The organism is Bacillus sp. GW821-FHT01G09 (assembly GCF_059422205.1).
The window spans coordinates 195,519-214,092 of record NZ_JBWKWL010000003.1 but is presented as its reverse complement, the minus strand read 5'-3'; the positions used below and the strand labels follow the sequence as shown (position 1 = coordinate 214,092).

At 44.1% G+C, this 18,574-nt stretch carries 23 protein-coding genes and 1 other annotated feature; of the genes, 20 read left to right on the top strand and 3 right to left on the bottom strand.

Translation table 11 applies throughout. From position 1 onward, the window contains the following. Nucleotides 1–3: 3 nt before the first annotated feature. The 12 genes from AC07VD_RS11790 (at nt 4) to rpmA (ending at nt 8,265) form a co-directional block, all read left to right on the top strand. A complete protein-coding gene (locus tag AC07VD_RS11790) occupies nt 4–573 on the top strand; it encodes a Maf family nucleotide pyrophosphatase (RefSeq protein ID WP_024572904.1) in 570 nt (189 codons plus the stop codon). A gap of 36 nt (nt 574–609) precedes the next feature. Further along, the gene (gene radC / locus AC07VD_RS11785) at nt 610–1,305 is read left to right on the top strand and encodes a RadC family protein (protein WP_003246034.1); all 696 of its coding nucleotides are present in this window, start codon (nt 610–612) and stop codon (nt 1,303–1,305) included. A gap of 91 nt (nt 1,306–1,396) precedes the next feature. Then, entirely contained in the window at nt 1,397–2,410 is a 1,014-nt protein-coding gene (mreB, locus tag AC07VD_RS11780) for a cell shape-determining protein MreB (RefSeq protein ID WP_003229650.1), read from the top strand. A gap of 30 nt (nt 2,411–2,440) precedes the next feature. Next, nucleotides 2,441–3,313 carry a rod shape-determining protein MreC gene (gene mreC / locus AC07VD_RS11775; RefSeq protein WP_003222609.1) on the top strand — a complete coding sequence of 291 codons (873 nt, stop codon included), beginning with the start codon at nt 2,441–2,443 and terminating at the stop codon, nt 3,311–3,313. Then, nucleotides 3,310–3,828, top strand: coding sequence for a rod shape-determining protein MreD (gene mreD, locus AC07VD_RS11770; RefSeq protein WP_004398811.1), 519 nt, complete (start codon nt 3,310–3,312; stop codon nt 3,826–3,828). The genes mreC and mreD overlap by 4 nt, the downstream gene beginning before the upstream one ends. A 52-nt stretch (nt 3,829–3,880) precedes the next feature. Further along, a complete protein-coding gene (gene minC / locus AC07VD_RS11765) occupies nt 3,881–4,561 on the top strand; it encodes a septum site-determining protein MinC (protein WP_004398901.1) in 681 nt (226 codons plus the stop codon). A 1-nt stretch (nt 4,562) separates the two neighbouring features. Next, nucleotides 4,563–5,369: a septum site-determining protein MinD gene (gene minD / locus AC07VD_RS11760; protein WP_004398624.1), complete on the top strand. Its 807-nt coding sequence runs from the start codon at nt 4,563–4,565 to the stop codon at nt 5,367–5,369. A gap of 149 nt (nt 5,370–5,518) precedes the next feature. Beyond that, complete coding sequence (gene spoIVFA, locus AC07VD_RS11755; protein WP_004398684.1) at nt 5,519–6,313, top strand: stage IV sporulation protein SpoIVFA; 795 nt, start codon at nt 5,519–5,521, stop codon at nt 6,311–6,313. Then, entirely contained in the window at nt 6,306–7,172 is an 867-nt protein-coding gene (spoIVFB, locus tag AC07VD_RS11750; RefSeq protein ID WP_024572737.1) for a stage IV sporulation intramembrane metalloprotease SpoIVFB, read from the top strand. Before spoIVFA ends, spoIVFB begins: the two co-directional genes overlap by 8 nt. Nucleotides 7,173–7,229: 57 nt before the next feature. Continuing rightward, nucleotides 7,230–7,305: a sequence feature (ribosomal protein L21 leader region), on the top strand. A gap of 13 nt (nt 7,306–7,318) precedes the next feature. Beyond that, a complete protein-coding gene (gene rplU / locus AC07VD_RS11745; RefSeq protein WP_003229668.1) occupies nt 7,319–7,627 on the top strand; it encodes a 50S ribosomal protein L21 in 309 nt (102 codons plus the stop codon). A 2-nt stretch (nt 7,628–7,629) separates the two neighbouring features. Continuing rightward, nucleotides 7,630–7,968: a ribosomal-processing cysteine protease Prp gene (locus tag AC07VD_RS11740; RefSeq protein ID WP_003229669.1), complete on the top strand. Its 339-nt coding sequence runs from the start codon at nt 7,630–7,632 to the stop codon at nt 7,966–7,968. Nucleotides 7,969–7,980: 12 nt separating this feature from the next. Then, nucleotides 7,981–8,265, top strand: coding sequence for a 50S ribosomal protein L27 (gene rpmA / locus AC07VD_RS11735; RefSeq protein WP_003222623.1), 285 nt, complete (start codon nt 7,981–7,983; stop codon nt 8,263–8,265). Between the two features lie 120 nt (nt 8,266–8,385). Here the strand turns inward: rpmA and AC07VD_RS11730 are convergent, their stop codons facing one another. Further along, complete coding sequence (locus AC07VD_RS11730) at nt 8,386–8,508, bottom strand: hypothetical protein (RefSeq protein WP_003229671.1); 123 nt, start codon at nt 8,506–8,508, stop codon at nt 8,386–8,388. Nucleotides 8,509–8,585: 77 nt separating this feature from the next. Between AC07VD_RS11730 and spo0B the strand changes: the two genes are divergently transcribed. Genes spo0B through pheA form a run of 4 tightly spaced genes read left to right on the top strand, consistent with a single transcriptional unit; the run spans nt 8,586 to nt 11,862 of the window. Beyond that, complete coding sequence (spo0B, locus tag AC07VD_RS11725; RefSeq protein WP_014480451.1) at nt 8,586–9,164, top strand: sporulation initiation phosphotransferase Sop0B; 579 nt, start codon at nt 8,586–8,588, stop codon at nt 9,162–9,164. 33 nt (nt 9,165–9,197) lie between these two features. After that, nucleotides 9,198–10,484: a GTPase ObgE gene (obgE, locus tag AC07VD_RS11720; protein ID WP_003229675.1), complete on the top strand. Its 1,287-nt coding sequence runs from the start codon at nt 9,198–9,200 to the stop codon at nt 10,482–10,484. Between the two features lie 60 nt (nt 10,485–10,544). Continuing rightward, complete coding sequence (gene thrR / locus AC07VD_RS11715) at nt 10,545–10,988, top strand: transcriptional regulator ThrR (RefSeq protein ID WP_003222630.1); 444 nt, start codon at nt 10,545–10,547, stop codon at nt 10,986–10,988. Nucleotides 10,989–11,004: 16 nt separating this feature from the next. Then, entirely contained in the window at nt 11,005–11,862 is an 858-nt protein-coding gene (gene pheA / locus AC07VD_RS11710) for a prephenate dehydratase (protein WP_160831719.1), read from the top strand. A gap of 24 nt (nt 11,863–11,886) precedes the next feature. On the opposite strand, the gene AC07VD_RS11705 is transcribed toward pheA, so the two are convergent. Both AC07VD_RS11705 and nifS read right to left on the bottom strand, forming a co-directional pair. Beyond that, a complete protein-coding gene (locus AC07VD_RS11705) occupies nt 11,887–12,429 on the bottom strand; it encodes a transcription repressor NadR (protein WP_160831720.1) in 543 nt (180 codons plus the stop codon). Further along, complete coding sequence (gene nifS, locus AC07VD_RS11700) at nt 12,389–13,576, bottom strand: cysteine desulfurase NifS (protein ID WP_160831721.1); 1,188 nt, start codon at nt 13,574–13,576, stop codon at nt 12,389–12,391. The genes AC07VD_RS11705 and nifS overlap by 41 nt, the downstream gene beginning before the upstream one ends. Nucleotides 13,577–13,678: 102 nt before the next feature. Between nifS and nadB the strand changes: the two genes are divergently transcribed. From nadB to safA, 4 genes are all read left to right on the top strand, one after another. Beyond that, nucleotides 13,679–15,274 (top strand): L-aspartate oxidase, encoded by a 1,596-nt coding sequence (gene nadB, locus AC07VD_RS11695; protein ID WP_160831722.1) that lies wholly within the window; start codon nt 13,679–13,681, stop codon nt 15,272–15,274. Then, entirely contained in the window at nt 15,228–16,097 is an 870-nt protein-coding gene (nadC, locus tag AC07VD_RS11690; RefSeq protein WP_024572142.1) for a carboxylating nicotinate-nucleotide diphosphorylase, read from the top strand. Before nadB ends, nadC begins: the two co-directional genes overlap by 47 nt. Next, the gene (gene nadA, locus AC07VD_RS11685) at nt 16,084–17,190 is read left to right on the top strand and encodes a quinolinate synthase NadA (RefSeq protein ID WP_217019436.1); all 1,107 of its coding nucleotides are present in this window, start codon (nt 16,084–16,086) and stop codon (nt 17,188–17,190) included. Before nadC ends, nadA begins: the two co-directional genes overlap by 14 nt. A gap of 116 nt (nt 17,191–17,306) precedes the next feature. Further along, nucleotides 17,307–18,470, top strand: coding sequence for a spore coat assembly protein SafA (safA, locus tag AC07VD_RS11680; protein ID WP_029946089.1), 1,164 nt, complete (start codon nt 17,307–17,309; stop codon nt 18,468–18,470). The last annotated feature ends 104 nt before the right edge of the window (nt 18,471–18,574 follow it).

The following is an 18,574-nucleotide window of genomic DNA, read 5'->3' as shown; positions in this document are numbered from 1 at the left end:
AACATGACAAAACCGCTAATACTTGCATCACAATCTCCGCGCAGGAAAGAACTCCTCGATCTTCTCCAGCTGCCCTACTCCATTATTGTCAGTGAAGTAGAAGAAAAATTAAATCGAAACTTTTCACCAGAAGAAAACGTCCAATGGTTGGCAAAACAAAAAGCTAAGGCTGTAGCTGATCTCCACCCGCATGCAATCGTTATCGGTGCTGATACAATGGTATGCCTTGACGGCGAATGTCTTGGCAAACCGCAGGATCAAGAAGAAGCTGCTTCTATGCTGCGGAGGCTTTCAGGCCGAAGTCACTCAGTAATAACCGCGGTCAGCATTCAAGCTGAAAATCACAGCGAGACTTTTTATGATAAGACAGAAGTTGTGTTTTGGTCCCTCAGTGAAGAAGAGATTTGGACGTATATTGAAACAAAAGAGCCGATGGATAAAGCAGGTGCATACGGCATCCAAGGAAGAGGCGCGCTTTTTGTAAAGAAAATAGACGGAGATTATTATTCAGTCATGGGCCTTCCTATATCAAAAACAATGAGAGCTCTTCGCCATTTTGATATAAGGGCATGACGGTTCTATAAACGGGAAGGGAAAGAAAAGGAGTGCTTGGTCATACACGATCTGCCATTAAAACTCAAAGATTTCCCAATGAAAGAAAAGCCAAGAGAACGGCTCCTGAAAGTCGGAGCCGAGAACTTAGCGAATCATGAACTTTTGGCTATATTATTGCGGACAGGGACTAAACACGAATCTGTTTTGGACCTGTCAAACAGGCTGCTGCGCTCATTTGACGGGCTGCGCCTGCTCAAGGAAGCATCGGTTGAAGAGCTGTCAAGCATCCCGGGAATCGGTATGGTAAAAGCGATTCAAATACTGGCTGCAGTTGAGCTTGGAAGCCGGATTCATAAATTAGCCAACGAAGAACATTTCGTTATTCGCTCCCCGGAAGACGGCGCTAATCTTGTCATGGAGGATATGCGCTTTTTAACCCAGGAGCATTTTGTCTGTTTATACTTAAATACAAAAAATCAAGTCATCCATAAACGCACCGTATTTATCGGAAGCCTGAATTCATCTATTGTCCACCCGCGAGAGGTGTTTAAAGAAGCGTTTAAACGATCTGCCGCTTCCTTTATCTGTGTTCATAATCATCCTTCTGGAGATCCGACGCCGAGCAGGGAAGATATTGAAGTGACAAGACGGCTGTTTGAATGCGGAAACCTGATTGGCATCGAGCTGCTTGACCATTTGGTGATCGGGGATAAAAAATTTGTGAGTTTAAAGGAAAAAGGATATTTGTAACACTTTTTTTTTCGTCGAATTAAGCTATAATAGAGTTTATGAGTTTTTCCCTTTAGGGTATTTTTGCTTTAAGAAAGGAAGATACATACATATGTTTGGAATTGGTGCTAGAGACCTTGGTATAGATCTTGGAACTGCGAATACGCTTGTTTTTGTAAAAGGAAAAGGAATTGTTGTGAGAGAGCCGTCAGTTGTCGCTTTACAGACGGATACGAAATCGATTGTCGCTGTCGGAAATGATGCGAAAAATATGATTGGACGGACACCGGGCAACGTGGTGGCTCTTCGCCCGATGAAAGACGGCGTTATCGCTGATTATGAAACAACGGCGACGATGATGAAATATTACATCAATCAAGCCATAAAAAATAAAGGCATGTTTGCCAGAAAACCATATGTAATGGTATGTGTCCCATCAGGCATTACAGCTGTTGAAGAACGCGCTGTTATCGATGCGACAAGACAGGCGGGAGCGCGTGATGCGTATCCGATTGAAGAGCCTTTTGCCGCAGCAATTGGGGCCAATCTGCCAGTTTGGGAACCGACTGGAAGCATGGTTGTTGATATCGGGGGCGGTACGACAGAAGTTGCGATAATTTCCCTCGGAGGCATCGTAACGTCTCAGTCAATCCGTGTAGCCGGTGATGAGATGGACGACGCAATTATCAACTACATCAGAAAAACGTACAACCTGATGATCGGTGACCGTACGGCTGAAGCGATTAAAATGGAAATCGGATCTGCAGAAGCTCCTGAAGAATCCGACAACATGGAAATCCGCGGCCGCGATTTGCTCACAGGTCTGCCGAAAACAATTGAAATTACAGGAAAAGAGATTTCTAACGCTCTACGCGACACTGTATCTACAATTGTCGAAGCAGTGAAGAGCACACTCGAAAAAACACCGCCTGAGCTTGCAGCAGATATCATGGACAGAGGTATAGTGTTAACCGGCGGCGGAGCGCTTTTGCGCAATTTGGACAAAGTCATCAGCGAAGAAACAAAAATGCCGGTCCTTATCGCCGAAGATCCGCTTGATTGTGTAGCGATCGGAACAGGGAAAGCACTGGAGCACATCCATCTTTTCAAAGGGAAAACTAGATAATCGGGAGTTCAATAGAAGAGGTGTAACACGATGCCGAATAAGCGGTTAATGCTATTACTTCTGTGTATTATCATATTGGTGGCTATGATTGGATTTTCGCTGAAGGGCGGCCGCAATACCACCTGGCCTGAGAAAGTGATCGGCGATACGACGGGAGTATTTCAAAATATTTTTCATACGCCTGCCGAATTTTTTGCAGGAATATTTGAGAACATCAATGATTTAAAAAACACATACAAAGAAAACGAGCGTCTAAGAGAAAAACTTGACGGACAGACACAATATGAAGCCAAGCTTCAAGAGCTTGAAGAAGAAAACAAATCCTTGCGTGACGAGCTTGGCCATGTCAAATCGATTAAAGATTACAAGCCGATTTTAGCAACGGTCATCGCCAGAAGCCCTGATAATTGGGCCAAACAGGTCACCATTAACAAGGGGACTCAGCAAAACGTAGCGAAAGATATGGCCGTTACAAACGAAAAAGGCGCATTAATCGGCAAGATCAAAAGCTCCGGACTTAACAATTTTACGTCTACTGTTCAGCTTTTAAGCGATACTGACCGCAATAACAGAGTCGCGACAAAAATTTCCGGAAAAAAAGGCAGCAAAGGCTACGGCTTGATCGAAGGATATGACAAAGAGAAAAAACGTCTTAAGATGACAATTATTGAGCGTAAGGATAAACAAGACGTGAAAAAAGGCGATCTTATTGAAACATCAGGGACAGGCGGTGTTTTCCCAGAAGGGCTGACAATCGGTGAAGTGACTGATATCGAGTCAGATTCCTATGGACTGACGAAGGTTGCTTATGTAAAACCTGCGGCTGACCTTACAGATTTAAATAATGTGATCGTTGTAAACCGTGACGTGCCGACTGTCGATACAGAGGAGGAAGGATCGTGAAACGTTTCCTTCTCCCTTTCGTTATGATGCTTGTTTTTTCTGCGGAAAGCATTTTTACAGATTTGGTGCATTTTCCTTTCGTTACAGATGACCAAGTGCTCGCCCCGCGTTTTTTGATGCTTGTATTGATATTCATGTCGGCTTTTATCAACCAAAAACACGCGATGATTTACGGATTTATTTTTGGTTTTCTATATGACATGAACTATACAAGTCTATTAGGCGTTTACATGTTTGGTTTTGCAGGGCTATGCTATTTGGCTTCAAAAGCGTTTAAAGTGTTGCATACAAACGCATTTGTAGTGATATTGATAGCAGTTCTGGCTGTCTGTCTGCTCGAATTTTACGTATTCGGCATTCAGTCTTTGATTCATAAAGACATTATGACGTTTAACGGATTTGTGCTTGACCGGTTTATACCGACAATTTTATTAAATATTGCAGCAGCTCTTATTCTTGTTCTGCCATTTAGATTGTTTTTTATGAGTCTAAAGAAAGAATTGAGAGATGAGTAAAAAGGATTTTATCTTTTTTTGACGAAATGAGTATGTTGTTGAGGTGAATATTGTGAAGACCAAAAAGCAGCAATATGTAACAATAAAAGGAACAAAGAATGGACTAACATTGCATCTGGATGATGCGTGTTCTTTTGATGAGCTTCTCGATGGTCTTCAGAATATGCTGTCAATTGAACAATATACCGATGGAAAAGGCCAGAAAATCAGCGTTCATGTTAAGCTGGGAAATCGCTTTTTATATAAGGAGCAAGAGGAACAGCTAACCGAATTGATTGCGTCAAAGAAAGATTTGTTTGTTCATTCTATTGACAGTGAAGTCATTACTAAAAAAGAAGCACAGCAGATAAGAGAGGAAGCCGAAATTATTTCTGTTTCAAAAATTGTCCGTTCAGGCCAAGTGCTGCAGGTAAAAGGCGACTTGCTCCTGATCGGTGACGTGAATCCCGGCGGAACAGTCAGGGCCGGAGGGAACATTTTTGTTCTGGGCTCACTGAAGGGAATCGCGCATGCTGGATTTAATGGAAATAATCAAGCGGTCATCGCCGCCTCTGAAATGCTTCCGACACAATTAAGAATCAATCATGTGTTAAATCGCTCCCCAGACCACATTCAAAAAGGGAACGAAATGGAATGTGCTTATTTAGATACAGACGGAAATATGGTCATTGAACGCCTTCAACATTTGGCTCATTTAAGACCTGATCTAACAAGGCTTGAGGGAGGAATGTGAATTGGGTGAGGCTATCGTAATAACTTCGGGAAAAGGCGGAGTAGGTAAGACAACAACATCTGCGAACCTCGGTACCGCCTTAGCCATTTTAGGGAAGCGCGTATGCTTAGTAGATACTGATATAGGACTGCGCAACCTTGATGTTGTAATGGGTCTTGAAAATAGAATTATTTACGATCTGGTAGACGTTGTAGAGGGCAGATGCAAAATGCATCAGGCGCTCGTAAAAGACAAACGTTTCGATGATCTGCTCTATTTAATGCCCGCTGCTCAAACGAGCGATAAGACAGCTGTTGCTCCTGAACAAATTAAAAACATGGTCCAAGAGCTCAAACAGGAATTTGACTATGTCATCATAGACTGTCCTGCCGGAATCGAGCAAGGGTACAAAAATGCCGTTTCCGGAGCTGATAAAGCGATTGTGGTCACTACGCCTGAAATCTCAGCTGTTCGTGATGCTGACCGTATTATAGGACTGCTGGAGCAAGAGGAAAATATTGAACCGCCGCGGCTCGTTGTTAACAGAATCAGAAATCACCTGATGAAAAACGGTGACACGATGGATATCGACGAAATCGTACAGCATCTGTCGATCGATTTGCTAGGAATCGTGGCTGATGATGATGAAGTCATCAAAGCTTCCAACCATGGTGAACCGATTGCGATGGACCCGAAAAATCGCGCTTCTATTGCATATCGCAATATTGCCCGCCGCATCTTAGGTGAATCTGTTCCTTTACAGGTGCTTGAAGAGCAAAATAAAGGAATGATGGCTAAGATTAAGTCATTTTTCGGAGTAAGATCTTAATGTGATAGAATCAAAGAGAAGAATCTGACAAAGCATATGCTGTGTCAGGTTTTTTTTGTTTTTGCCTGCTTTGTTCTTGACTAAACCGAATATTTGCCATGGACAAGACATATGATGTACAAACCCAACGAATGCAAAGGATGATGGCAATGAGTCACAGAGCAGATGAAATCAGAAAACGATTAGAGAAAAGAAGAAAGCAGCTTTCCGGCTCAAAGCGTTTCTCTACTCAGACAGTTTCTGAAAAGCAGAAACCCCCGTCCTGGGTGATGGTAACGGATCAGGAAAAACATGGAACACTCCCGGTATATGAAGATAACATGCCAACATTCAACGGAAAACACCCATTGGTGAAAACAGATTCAATTATCCTGAAATGTCTTCTGTCGGCCTGCCTTGTTCTCGTTTCAGCTATAGCCTATAAAACAAACATTGGACCCGTTAGTCAGATTAAACCCGCTGTAGCCAAAACCTTTGAAACTGAATTTCAATTTGCCTCAGCAAGCCATTGGTTCGAAACCAAATTCGGAAATCCACTTGCTTTCCTGGCTCCTGAACACAAAAATAAGGAGCAGCAGATTGAAGTAGGCAAAGATCTGATCGCGCCTGCATCCGGGAAAGTACAGCAGGATTTTCAGGACAATGGGGAAGGAATTAAAGTCGAAACAAGCAGCGATAAGATTGATAGTGTAAAAGAAGGCTATGTGGTTGAAGTCAGCAAAGACAGCCAGACGGGACTGACGGTTAAGGTGCAGCATGCTGACAACACCTATAGTATCTATGGCGAGCTCAAAGATGTGGATGTTGCTTTATATGATTTTGTGGATAAAGGCAAAAAGCTCGGTTCGATTAAGCTTGATGATCATAATAAAGGGGTCTATTATTTTGCCATGAAAGACGGCGATAAATTTATTGATCCAATTCAGGTGATTTCATTTGAATAAATGGCTCGACCTTATCTTAAAGATCCATGTGCATCCTTTTCTTTGGATTATCGCGGCGCTGGGCTTGCTCACAGGCCATATGAAAGCATTATTTTGTCTGCTCCTGATTGTATTGATTCATGAGCTGGGGCATGCTGCTCTGGCTGTGTTTTTTTCTTGGAGAATCAAGCGTGTTTTTTTGCTGCCGTTTGGCGGAACGGTCGAAGTGGAAGAGCACGGGAATCGGCCTTTAAAGGAAGAGTTTGCGGTCATTATTGCCGGCCCTCTTCAGCACATCTGGCTTCAGTTTGCCGCCTGGATGCTTGCAGAAGTCTCAGTGATTCATCAGCATACCTTTGAACTCTTCACCTTTTATAATCTTTCTATCTTATTTGTCAATCTACTGCCGATCTGGCCGCTGGATGGAGGAAAACTGTTATTTTTGTTGTTTTCCAAACAGCTGCCTTTTCAAAAGGCTCACCGGCTCAATCTAAAAACGTCGCTCTGCTTCTGCCTGCTGCTCGGGTGCTGGGTTTTATTCGTGATTCCTCTGCAAATCAGCGCATGGGTTTTGTTTGTCTTTCTGGCTGTTTCCTTATTTGAGGAATATCGGCAAAGGCACTATACCCATGTGAGATTTCTCCTCGAAAGGTATTACGGAAAAAACAGGGAGCTTGAGAAACTTCTGCCGCTGACAGTAAAGGCGGAGGATAAAGTCTATCATGTGATGGCCGAGTTCAAACGTGGCTGTAAGCATCCGATTATTATAGAAAAATCAGGCCAAAAGCTCAGCCAGCTTGACGAGAATGAAGTGCTGCACGCTTACTTTGCCGATAAGCGGACGAATTCTTCCATGGAGGAACTGCTTCTGCCCTACTAAAACTGATTGACAAACGCCTTGTATTTTGGTATATTTTTTAATGTTATGGATGTAGCACCATTGCTACAACCGCTCAGTACAGGTGTTAAGAGCTTTTACAGCCCCCTGGTATCTGGCGAGTCTTAGTCTAATAGGAGGTGCAGAGAATGTACGCAATCATTAAAACAGGCGGTAAACAAATCAAAGTTGAAGAAGGCCAAACTGTTTACATCGAAAAACTTGCTGCTGAAGCAGGTGAAACAGTTACTTTTGAAGACGTTTTGTTTGTTGGCGGAGACAACGTGAAAGTCGGCAACCCTACAGTTGAAGGCGCAACAGTAACGGCTAAAGTTGAAAAACAAGGCCGCGCGAAAAAAATCACTGTTTTCAGATACAAACCAAAGAAAAACGTTCATAAAAAACAAGGTCATCGTCAGCCTTACACTAAAGTGACGATCGAAAAAATCAACGCGTAAGCATGATTCAGGCAACAATCAGAAGGTCTCATGATAAAGGCATATTGTCTTTTGAAATGACGGGCCATGCGAATTTTGCTGAACATGGACAAGATCTTGTTTGTGCCGGAGTGACAGCCGTTGTGTTTGGAGCCGTTAACGCGGTCATTGTGCTCGCGGGCTTCGAGCCGCTTCTTGATATAGGGGAGGACGGGGGTTATTTTTATTTTGAATTCCCTGAATCTCTTGATCCAGAGGCACGCCAAAAAGCTCAGCTGCTGATTGAAGGCATGATTGTTTCGCTGGAGACAATCGAACGGGATTACAAAGACAACTTGCGTGTGACCACAAACATAATATAGGAGGTGAGCTACATGCTTAGATTAGATCTTCAGTTTTTCGCTTCTAAAAAAGGAGTAGGTTCTACAAAGAACGGACGTGACTCTGAGGCTAAACGTTTAGGTGCTAAACGTGCTGACGGTCAATTCGTAACAGGCGGTTCTATCCTTTACCGTCAACGCGGAACAAAAATTTACCCAGGTGAAAACGTGGGCCGCGGCGGAGATGACACTCTATTTGCGAAAATCGACGGAACTGTTAAATTCGAACGTTTCGGCCGTGACCGCAAAAAAGTGAGCGTATATCCTGTAGCTCAATAATGATTCAAAAAACTCCGGTCGATGATGACTGGAGTTTTTTTTGCAATATGCGGAGTAAACACCTAGAATGAAATGCAGAGTATGTGCGAGCAGACCCCGCCAAGAATGAGAATAAACATCTCAAACCCACTGGATATGTTCCCCAAGCAGTAATACATAAAATGTTCTGCCTGGCTGCAAATCAACCAAAGCCAGAAAAAAGGAACATGATATTTCTGGGAAAAACAATTGTTTTTCTAACAAAGCCTTCTCTGTTATAATTCATAATACACACTTATACAGACTCCTAAATAAGAAATTAAATGATTGGGAGTGCGAAAATGAAGGATGTTTCAAAAAATCAAGAAGAAAATATAAGCGACACGGCATTAACAAACGAACTGATTCATCTGCTTGGCCATTCCCGGCATGATTGGATGAATAAGCTGCAGCTGATTAAAGGAAACTTAAGCTTGCAGAAGTATGACCGCGTCTTTGAAATGATTGAAGAAATGGTTATAGACGCAAAGCACGAATCAAAGCTCTCAAACCTGAAAACACCGCATTTGGCGTTTGATTTTCTTACGTTTAATTGGAAAACCCATTATATGACGCTTGAATATGAAGTTCTCGGAGAAATTAAGGATTTGTCGGCTTATGATCAAAAGCTGGCGAAACTGATGAGAAAGCTGTTTCATCTGTTTGATCAAGCAGTTAGCAGAGAGAGTGAAAATCATTTAACGGTTTCGCTTCAAACAGATCATCCTGACAGACAGCTGATTCTGTACCTTGATTTTCACGGCGCCTTTGCCGATCCATCTGCTTTTGATGATATTCGGCAGAATGGATATGAGGACATTGACATCATGCGTTTTGAAATCACGAGTCACGAATGTTTGATTGAAATAGGGTTGGACTAGCGGAGTTTTTAACGGTTTAGAACGGAGGACATTATGTTTGTAGATCAGGTCAAAGTATATGTAAAAGGCGGCGACGGCGGCAACGGTATGGTTGCGTTTCGCCGTGAAAAATATGTGCCGAAAGGCGGCCCTGCCGGCGGTGACGGAGGAAAGGGAGGAGACGTCGTTTTTGAAGTAGATGAAGGTCTCCGCACCCTGATGGATTTTAGATACAAAAAACACTTTAAAGCGATTCGCGGCGAGCATGGCATGTCCAAAAACCAGCACGGACGAAATGCTGATGATATGGTCATTAAAGTTCCGCCGGGCACCGTTGTGACAGACGATGATACGAAACAGGTCATCGCTGATTTAACAGAGCACGGACAGCGGGCTGTCATTGCAAGAGGCGGAAGAGGCGGAAGAGGAAATAGCCGCTTTGCTACACCGGCTAATCCCGCGCCTCAGCTTTCAGAAAACGGCGAGCCGGGAAAAGAACGCTACATTGTTCTTGAATTAAAAGTGCTTGCAGATGTCGGACTTGTCGGGTTCCCGAGTGTGGGAAAATCTACTTTGCTGTCTGTTGTCTCATCTGCAAAACCGAAAATTGCGGACTATCACTTTACAACGCTTGTCCCGAATCTCGGCATGGTTGAAACGGATGACGGACGCAGCTTTGTCATGGCTGATTTGCCAGGACTGATTGAAGGCGCACACCAAGGCGTCGGACTTGGCCACCAGTTTTTGCGCCATATTGAACGGACGAGGGTTATTGTTCACGTCATTGACATGTCGGGCTTAGAGGGCCGCGATCCGTATGAGGATTATCTTACGATTAACCAGGAGCTGAGCGAGTACAATCTGCGTCTCACTGAGCGTCCGCAAATTATCGTTGCAAATAAAATGGACATGCCGGAGGCTGCGGAAAATCTCGAAGCCTTTAAAGAAAAGCTGACGGATGATTATCCGGTATTCCCGATCAGTGCGGTGACAAGAGAAGGTCTGCGTGAGCTTCTGTTTGAAGTCGCCAATCAGCTTGAAAACACACCGGAGTTCCCGCTGTATGACGAGGAAGAGCTTACACAAAACCGTGTCATGTACACGATGGAAAATGAAGAAGTTCCATTTAACATTACACGCGATCCTGACGGTGTATTTGTGCTTTCAGGAGACAGCCTTGAGCGGTTATTCAAGATGACTGATTTCTCACGTGATGAATCGGTTAAACGGTTTGCAAGACAGATGCGCGGAATGGGTGTTGATGAAGCACTCAGAGAACGCGGAGCCAAGGATGGAGATATAATCAGGCTTCTGGAATTTGAATTTGAATTTATTGATTAATGAATGTTGGCTGAAAAGAGAGCCTGGTGTCAGGCTCTCTATTTTAAAGGGGGGATGCAAATGAAAGAGGAGACATTTTATCTTGTCCGTGAAGATGTATTGCCCGATGCAATGAGAAAAACATTGGAAGTCAAAAAGCTGCTTGATCGAAAAAAAGCAGATTCAGTAGCAGATGCCGTTCAAAAGGTCGATTTAAGCAGAAGTGCGTTTTATAAATACAGGGATGCTGTTTTTCCATTCTACACCATGGTAAAAGAACAAATTATCACACTTTTCTTTCATTTAGAGGATAGGTCAGGTGCGTTATCTCAGCTTCTTCAGGCGGTAGCTGATTCTGGAAGCAACGTTCTTTCCATTCATCAGACCATTCCGCTTCAAGGCAGAGCAAATGTGACACTGTCTATCAGTACGTCGGCAATGGAAGAAGACATTCATACATTAATGAATAAGCTCAGGAAGTTTGATTTTGTAGAAAAAGTTGAAATATTAGGTTCAGGTGCATAAGGGAGAGAAAATCGTCATGAAAGTCGGTTATTTAGGTCCAGCAGCTACATTTACACATCTAGCAGTCAGTTCTTGTTTTCAAAACGGCGCCGAACATGTTGCTTACCGCACCATTCCGGAGTGTATAGATGCAGCCGTTGCAGGCGAAGTTGATTTTGCTTTTGTTCCTTTGGAAAATGCATTAGAAGGATCTGTTAGTCTAACAATAGACTATTTAATACATGAACAGCCCTTGCCAATCGTGGGTGAAATGACGTTGCCGATTCATCAGCACTTGCTCGTCCATCCCTCAAGAGAGAATGCATGGAAAGAGCTCGACAAAATTTACTCGCATTCACACGCGATTGCGCAATGCCATAAATTTCTCCATCGACATTTTCCTTCCGTTCCATATGAATACGCCAATTCTACCGGGGCGGCAGCAAAGTTTGTCAGTGACCATCCCGAGCTGAATATCGGGGTCATTGCCAATGATATGGCAGCTTCTACATACGAATTAAAAATCGTGAAACGGGATATACAGGATTATAGGGACAATCATACAAGATTTGTTATTCTGTCTCCTGATGAAAACATATCTTTTGAAGTGAATTCAAAATTGAGCTCTAGGCCCAAAACGACCTTAATGGTCATGCTGCCGCAGGATGATCAGTCCGGGGCGCTGCATAGAGTGCTGTCTGCATTTTCTTGGAGAAATTTAAACTTGTCAAAAATTGAGTCACGTCCGACTAAAACCGGATTAGGCCATTATTTCTTTATTATTGATATTGAGAAAGCGTTTGATGATGTATTGATTCCAGGAGCCATGCAGGAGCTTGAAGCGCTCGGCTGCAAAGTGAGGCTTCTTGGTGCATACCAGTCTTACCAATTATAAAAAAAGCCCACTAGAGGGCTTTTTTTAGTCTTTAATTAAAATGCCGGCTTCTTCGAGGGCTTGGCAGGCTAGATCGATGCGATGTTCATCAGGTGCTGTCAATGTATGCAGGTGCACGCCGTCGGTCAGCTGTGATAAGTAGGCAGCATTCGTAGAATTGATTTTTTTGATGAAATGGCTAACTTCTTTCCGGGTGCCTACTTGGATGGCTGCAGTTAAATCTCCATATACGGGATGCTCGATTTTTACGTCTTTTACTGTAACGCCTTCGTCGACGATGAGCTGCAGTTCCTCTTCTGTCCGTTCAGGACCGTGCAGACATGCTATGATTCTTTCTGCCTGCTGGTGCTGCTGAGCGGCTGCATCCAAGTATACATATCCTTGGCTTGTGGCGATAATCGGTACATTTTTCGCTTTCAAGAGGGATATATCCTGTACAATAACCTGTCTTGAAACGTTCGCTTTTTTTGCGAGTTCTCCTCCTGTCAGCGGTGATTTAGATTCCTTCAGCCACAGAAGAAGCTGGTCACGCCTGTTGGCGCCCATTAGCTTTAATTCTTCGGTCAATATCATATTCTCCTTTCTTTTGTTCCCAAAGCACTGTAAACGTATGTAATAACTGTTCCAGCTGTTCAGCTGTTGTATGCCTGCCAAAAGAGATGCGGATAAATTGCAGAGCTTCTTGTTCGGTTTTTCTTAATGCTTTCATTGTTTCAGACGGACCGTGGTAACCTGCAGAACAAGCGCTGCCGGTTGAAATGCAAATATTACTCCGATTACATTCTAACATAACATATTGTCCTTCAAATGAGTGAAAAAAACACCCTATAATATGCGGAAGACATTCTGCTTGCGAAGTGTCTGCCGCAAGGGTTACAGGGAGAGACCGAATACGGATTTGGTCTAGAAAGTATGTTCTTAATGCCTCATTGCGGGATATCTGTTTTTCCATTTCGCTTACGATCAATTCTGCAGCGGCAGTGAAGGCACCGATCCCGGGAACATTTACGGTGCCGGCTCTGAATCCGTATTCGTGAGTAGTCAGAGGATAAACGGGTTTCCAAGGGACATCCGGTCGGATATAGACCGCCCCTACTCCTTTAGGACCGTGGATTTTATGGCTGGACATTGAGAGTGCATCTACTCCCAGATTTTTTGTATTGATCGGGATCTTTCCAAACGTTTGAACAGCGTCGCAATGAAGAAGAATCCCCTTATTGTGCAGGTATGAAGACAGGCGTTGAATGGGCTGAATGATCCCGGTTTCAGAATTTGCATGCTGAATAGATACAAGGCCTGTATCCGGCCGGATATGGGCTAGTAATATTTCCTCGGTAATAAGCCCGTATTCATTCGGTTCAATGACTGTTACATCATACCCCTGCTGTTCCAAAAAAGCAGCGCAATTATGAATGGACTGATGCTCCATGGCAGTCGTAATAAAATGTCTTTTCGTTTTTGGCAGGCCGTTTAGCAATGATTGAATGGCCAGAAAATTGGATTCAGTGCCGCCGCTTGTAAAATAGATGCCGCTTGCTTCTCCGCCAATGATGTTGGCGATTTTTTCACGGCAGTACTCCAGTATGTGCTTTGCTTTTCCTCCTGCATCATGCAGGCTGCTGGCATTTCCGTACATATCCATACTAAGCTTCTGATATACAGTAAGGGCTTCCTCACAAATAGGCGTTGTTGCTGCATAATCTAAATAAATCATCCGGTCTTCCTCCATCCGTTCTCCATAAAAAACTCTTGAGTTTATTTTATCCTTGTGTAAATATAGGTGTCAAGACAGGTGTAAACAACAGGAGGATGGCATATGTCTAAAAAGACGATTGCAGTCATCGGTTCAGGGGCGGCGGCACTTTCCTTAGCTGCAGCTTTCCCGCCCTCATACGAAGTGACTGTTATCACAAAAAAAAGCATCAAAAACAGCAATTCTGTCTATGCACAAGGCGGGATTGCTGCGGCCTATGCAAAAGATGACTCGATTGAAGCCCATCTGGAGGATACGTTATATGCAGGGTGCGGCCATAATAATCTAGCTATTGCAGCAGACATTTTACATGATGGAAAAATGATGCTTCAAAGCCTATTGGAGCGTGGATTTCCATTCGACCGCAATGAACGAGGCGGTGTTTGTCTTGGAAGAGAAGGGGCCCACTCATACAACCGCATATTTCATGCAGGCGGAGACGCAACAGGCAGGCTGCTTATCGATTATTTGCTCAAACGGATCAACAGCAAAATCAAGTTAATCGAGAATGAAACGGCAGCAGATTTGCTTATAAAGGGCGGACGATGTATCGGCGTCATGACAAAAGACAGCAAAGGGCGGCTCAAGGTAAGGCACGCAGACGAAGTTGTGCTGGCTGCCGGCGGCTGTGGAAACCTGTTTCTTCACCATACGAATGATCTCACTGTCACAGGTGACGGTCTTTCTCTGGCTTACCGGGCCGGGGCGGAATTAACGGATTTGGAGTTTACTCAGTTTCACCCGACACTGCTTGTGAAAAATGGTGTTTCCTACGGGCTTGTTTCAGAAGCTGTCAGAGGGGAAGGCGGATGTTTAGTAGACGAAAACGGCCGCAGGATTATGGCTGAACGGCATCCTTTAGGTGACCTGGCTCCAAGAGATATTGTCTCACGGGTTATTCACGAAGAAATGGCAAAAGGAAATCGCGTTTATATAGACTTCAGTGCGATTTCTGATTTTGAAACGCGTTTCCCTACCATCACCGCTATTTGTGAAAAAGCAGGGGTTGATATCCAAAGCGGAAAAATTCCTGTTGCTCCGGGAATGCATTTCTTAATGGGAGGTGTTTCAGTTAATCGCTGGGGAGAAACGACAGTGCCGGGGCTTTATGCGATTGGCGAGACAGCATGCTCCGGTTTACATGGAGCAAACCGGCTTGCAAGCAATTCTTTATTGGAAGCGCTGGTATTTGGAAAAAGGGCAGCAGAGCATATTATCCAAAAACCGGTTTATAACAGGCAATATCAATCAAGGCTAGAAACCAGTGTCGTCTACGAGGTGCCGGATATAGAGGTGCATGAACTGCAAAGCAAAATGACAAGCCACATGTCTATTCTGCGGGAACAAAGCAGTTTGATTGAGCTTAGCATCTGGCTTCATACGCTGCCTTTTCAGGAAGTAAATGTGAAGGATATCACAATTCCGCAGCTGGAGCTTTCTCATCTATGGCAAGCTGCAAAGCTGATGACGTTTTCTGCGCTTTTGCGGGAGGAAAGCAGAGGGGCTCACTTCCGCACCGATTTTCCTCATACTGAGGTGGGCTGGCAAGGAAGACAAATTGTCCATACAAAAAAAGGAACGAAGATCAGAAAAAACGAGGGGATTTGGAACAATGAATCATTTACAGCTGAAAAAATTACTGAATCACTTTTTTCTTGAGGATATTGGGACAGGGGATCTTACATCGCAGTCTATTTTTGGAGAACAGAGCTGTGAAGCGGAGATTGTTGCAAAGTCAGAGGGTATTTTTGCAGGAGCAGCGATCATAAAAGAAGGCTTTTCGTTATTGGACGAAAATGTTCAAATCATTTTACACAAAAAAGATGGGGACATGTTGCATAAAGGTGAAGTGATTGCCGAGTTACACGGTCCCGCAGCTGCGCTCCTTTCAGGAGAGCGGGTCGTATTAAATCTTATTCAGAGGCTGTCAGGAATTGCGACAATGACAAGAGAGGCTGTTCGGTGTCTGGATGATGAACAGATTAAAATTTGTGACACGAGAAAAACAACACCGGGGCTCAGAATGCTGGAGAAATATGCTGTCAGAGCCGGCGGCGGGTATAATCATCGATTCGGTTTGTATGACGGCATCATGATTAAAGATAATCATATCGCAGCATGCGGTTCTATTTTAGAGGCGTGCAAAAAAGCCCGTCAGGCCGCAGGGCACATGGTAAATATCGAGGTGGAAATTGAAACGGAGGGACAGCTGCGGGAAGCAATTGCAGCTGGCGCGGATGTCATTATGTTTGACAACTGTCCGCCTGATACGGTCCGTCATTTTGCAAAGCTCACACCGGATCATATAAAAACTGAAGCCTCCGGCGGGATTACGTTAGAATCTTTGCCTGCTTTTAAAGGGACGGGTGTGAATTATATTTCATTAGGATTTCTGACTCATTCCGTCAAAAGTTTAGATATCAGCATGGATGTTACGTTATCAAATGAATCTGTGGAGGAATGCCGTTATGTCAATTCTTGATGTGATCAAACAATCGAATGATATGATGCCCGAAAGTTATAAAGAACTATCGAGAAAGGATATGGAAACGCGCGTTGCCGCCATTAAGAAAAAGTTCGGCAGCAGTCTCTTTATACCAGGCCATCATTATCAAAAGGATGAAGTGATACAATTTGCTGACCAAACAGGCGACTCCCTGCAATTGGCCCAAGTAGCGGAAAAAAACAAAGAAGCGGATTATATCGTATTTTGCGGCGTTCACTTTATGGCAGAAACCGCCGATATGCTGACAAGCGAGCAGCAAACGGTCGTCCTGCCAGATATGAGAGCTGGATGTTCTATGGCTGACATGGCTGACATGCAGCAGACCAATAGGGCATGGAAGAAGCTTCAGCATATATTTGGAGATACGATCATACCTTTAACTTATGTGAACTCCACTGCGGAGATCAAGGCATTCGTCGGAAAGCATGGCGGAGCAACTGTGACTTCTTCGAATGCGAAAAAAGTGCTTGAATGGGCGTTTACACAGAAAAAAAGAATTTTATTTTTGCCTGATCAGCATTTAGGGAGAAATACGGCTTATGATCTGGGCATTGCGCTTGAAGATATGGCTGTGTGGGACCCGATGAAAGATGAATTAGTAGCTGAATCCGGGCATACGAATGTGAAAGTGATTTTGTGGAAAGGGCATTGCTCTGTTCACGAGAAATTCACCACTAAAAATATCCATGATATGAGAGAGCGAGACCCCGACATTCAGATCATTGTGCACCCGGAATGCTCACACGAAGTCGTGACACTAAGCGATGATAACGGATCAACGAAATATATTATCGACACAATCAATCAGGCTCCGGCGGGAAGCAAGTGGGCAATCGGGACAGAAATGAATCTTGTTCAGCGGATCATTCACGAGCATCCAGATAAACAAATCGAATCACTCAACCCTGACATGTGCCCTTGCCTGACAATGAACCGAATTGATTTGCCGCATTTGTTGTGGTCGCTGGAACAAATTGAAAAAGGAGAACCTTCAGGCGTCATCAAGGTGCCAAAAGCCATTCAGGAAGATGCACTCCTTGCCCTGAATCGAATGCTTTCGATCACGTAGATCAGAAATATTTTCCCTTCCTTTACTCATAACTTCTTTTGTTCAGGCATATGTTGTGAAGAAACATATTGTAATCACAGCTGAACTGTTCACGTTTTGCATAGGAGGGGAAAACGTTGAAAATCCATATCGTTCAAAAAGGCGATTCGCTCTGGAAAATAGCTGAAAAGTACGGAGTCGATGTTGAGGAAGTGAAAAAACTCAATACACAGCTTAGCAATCCAGACTTAATCATGCCTGGAATGAAAATAAAAGTGCCGTCAGAAGGAGTCCCGGTCAGAAAAGAGCCAAAAGCGGGCAAAAGTCCTGCGGCCGGGAGTGTGAAGCAAGAACATCCATATGCGAAAGAGAAGCCTAAATCCGTTGTCGATGTAGAAGACACAAAGCCGAAAGAAAAGAAGTCCATGCCGTATGTCCCGCCGATGCCTAATTTGCAGGAAAATGTGTACCCTGAAGCTGATGTGAACGATTATTATGATATGAAACAGCTTTTCCAGCCTTGGTCGCCTCCTAAACCGGAGGAGCCGAAACAACATCATGACGGAAATATGGATCATATGTATCATATGCAAGACCAATTTCCACAACAGGAGGCTATGAGTAATATGGAAAATGCAAATTATCCGAATATGCCTAATATGCCAAAGGCGCCAGAGGTAGGCGGTATAGAAGAGGAAAACGTTCATCACACAGTTCCGAATATGCCGATGCCGGCTGTTCAGCCTTATTATCATTATCCGGCTCATTTCGTACCGTGTCCGGTGCCTGTTTCGCCAATTCTTCCAGGATCAGGATTATGCTATCCGTACTATCCGGCACAGGCTTTTCCAATGCATCCGATGCATGGATACCAGCCAGGCTTTGTATCGCCTCAGTATGACCCGGGTTATGAAAACCAGCATCATGAAAACAGCCATCACGGACATTACGGTTCATACGGTGCGCCGCAATACGCATCTCCGGCTTATGGATCTCCGTATGGACATATGCCGTATGGCCCTTATTACGGCACTCCCCAAGTAATGGGAGCATACCAGCCTGCTGCGGCTCATGGTTACATGCCATACAAAGATCATGACGACTGCGGCTGTGACGGTGATCATCAGCCATATTTCTCTGCCCCTGGCCATTCGGGAATGGGAGCTTATGGAAGCCCTAATATGCCATATGGCACAGCTAACCCAAATCCAAACCCATATTCGGCAGGAGTTTCTATGCCAATGACGAATCAGCCTTCTGTAAACCAAATGTTTGGCCGGCCGGAAGAAGAAAATGAGTGATCGTTCGGAACGATGTAAATCGTTCCTTTTTTTGTTTTCAAGCAGATCACTGCCAAATGGAGAGAACTGACACGCTTAATATGCCCCCCATACGCACATGATAA

Coding starts and splice junctions, on each gene's coding strand:
- mreC (WP_003222609.1), top strand. CDS start 2,441: ATGCCGAATAAGCGGTTAATGCTATTACTTCTGTGTATTATCATATTG.
- mreB (WP_003229650.1), top strand. CDS start 1,397: ATGTTTGGAATTGGTGCTAGAGACCTTGGTATAGATCTTGGAACTGCG.
- AC07VD_RS11740 (WP_003229669.1), top strand. CDS start 7,630: ATGATTCAGGCAACAATCAGAAGGTCTCATGATAAAGGCATATTGTCT.
- nadC (WP_024572142.1), top strand. CDS start 15,228: ATGAATCATTTACAGCTGAAAAAATTACTGAATCACTTTTTTCTTGAG.
- nadB (WP_160831722.1), top strand. CDS start 13,679: ATGTCTAAAAAGACGATTGCAGTCATCGGTTCAGGGGCGGCGGCACTT.
- rpmA (WP_003222623.1), top strand. CDS start 7,981: ATGCTTAGATTAGATCTTCAGTTTTTCGCTTCTAAAAAAGGAGTAGGT.
- nadA (WP_217019436.1), top strand. CDS start 16,084: ATGTCAATTCTTGATGTGATCAAACAATCGAATGATATGATGCCCGAA.
- AC07VD_RS11790 (WP_024572904.1), top strand. CDS start 4: ATGACAAAACCGCTAATACTTGCATCACAATCTCCGCGCAGGAAAGAA.
- spoIVFA (WP_004398684.1), top strand. CDS start 5,519: ATGAGTCACAGAGCAGATGAAATCAGAAAACGATTAGAGAAAAGAAGA.
- obgE (WP_003229675.1), top strand. CDS start 9,198: ATGTTTGTAGATCAGGTCAAAGTATATGTAAAAGGCGGCGACGGCGGC.
- pheA (WP_160831719.1), top strand. CDS start 11,005: ATGAAAGTCGGTTATTTAGGTCCAGCAGCTACATTTACACATCTAGCA.
- thrR (WP_003222630.1), top strand. CDS start 10,545: ATGAAAGAGGAGACATTTTATCTTGTCCGTGAAGATGTATTGCCCGAT.
- spo0B (WP_014480451.1), top strand. CDS start 8,586: ATGAAGGATGTTTCAAAAAATCAAGAAGAAAATATAAGCGACACGGCA.
- rplU (WP_003229668.1), top strand. CDS start 7,319: ATGTACGCAATCATTAAAACAGGCGGTAAACAAATCAAAGTTGAAGAA.
- nifS (WP_160831721.1), bottom strand. CDS start 13,576: ATGATTTATTTAGATTATGCAGCAACAACGCCTATTTGTGAGGAAGCC.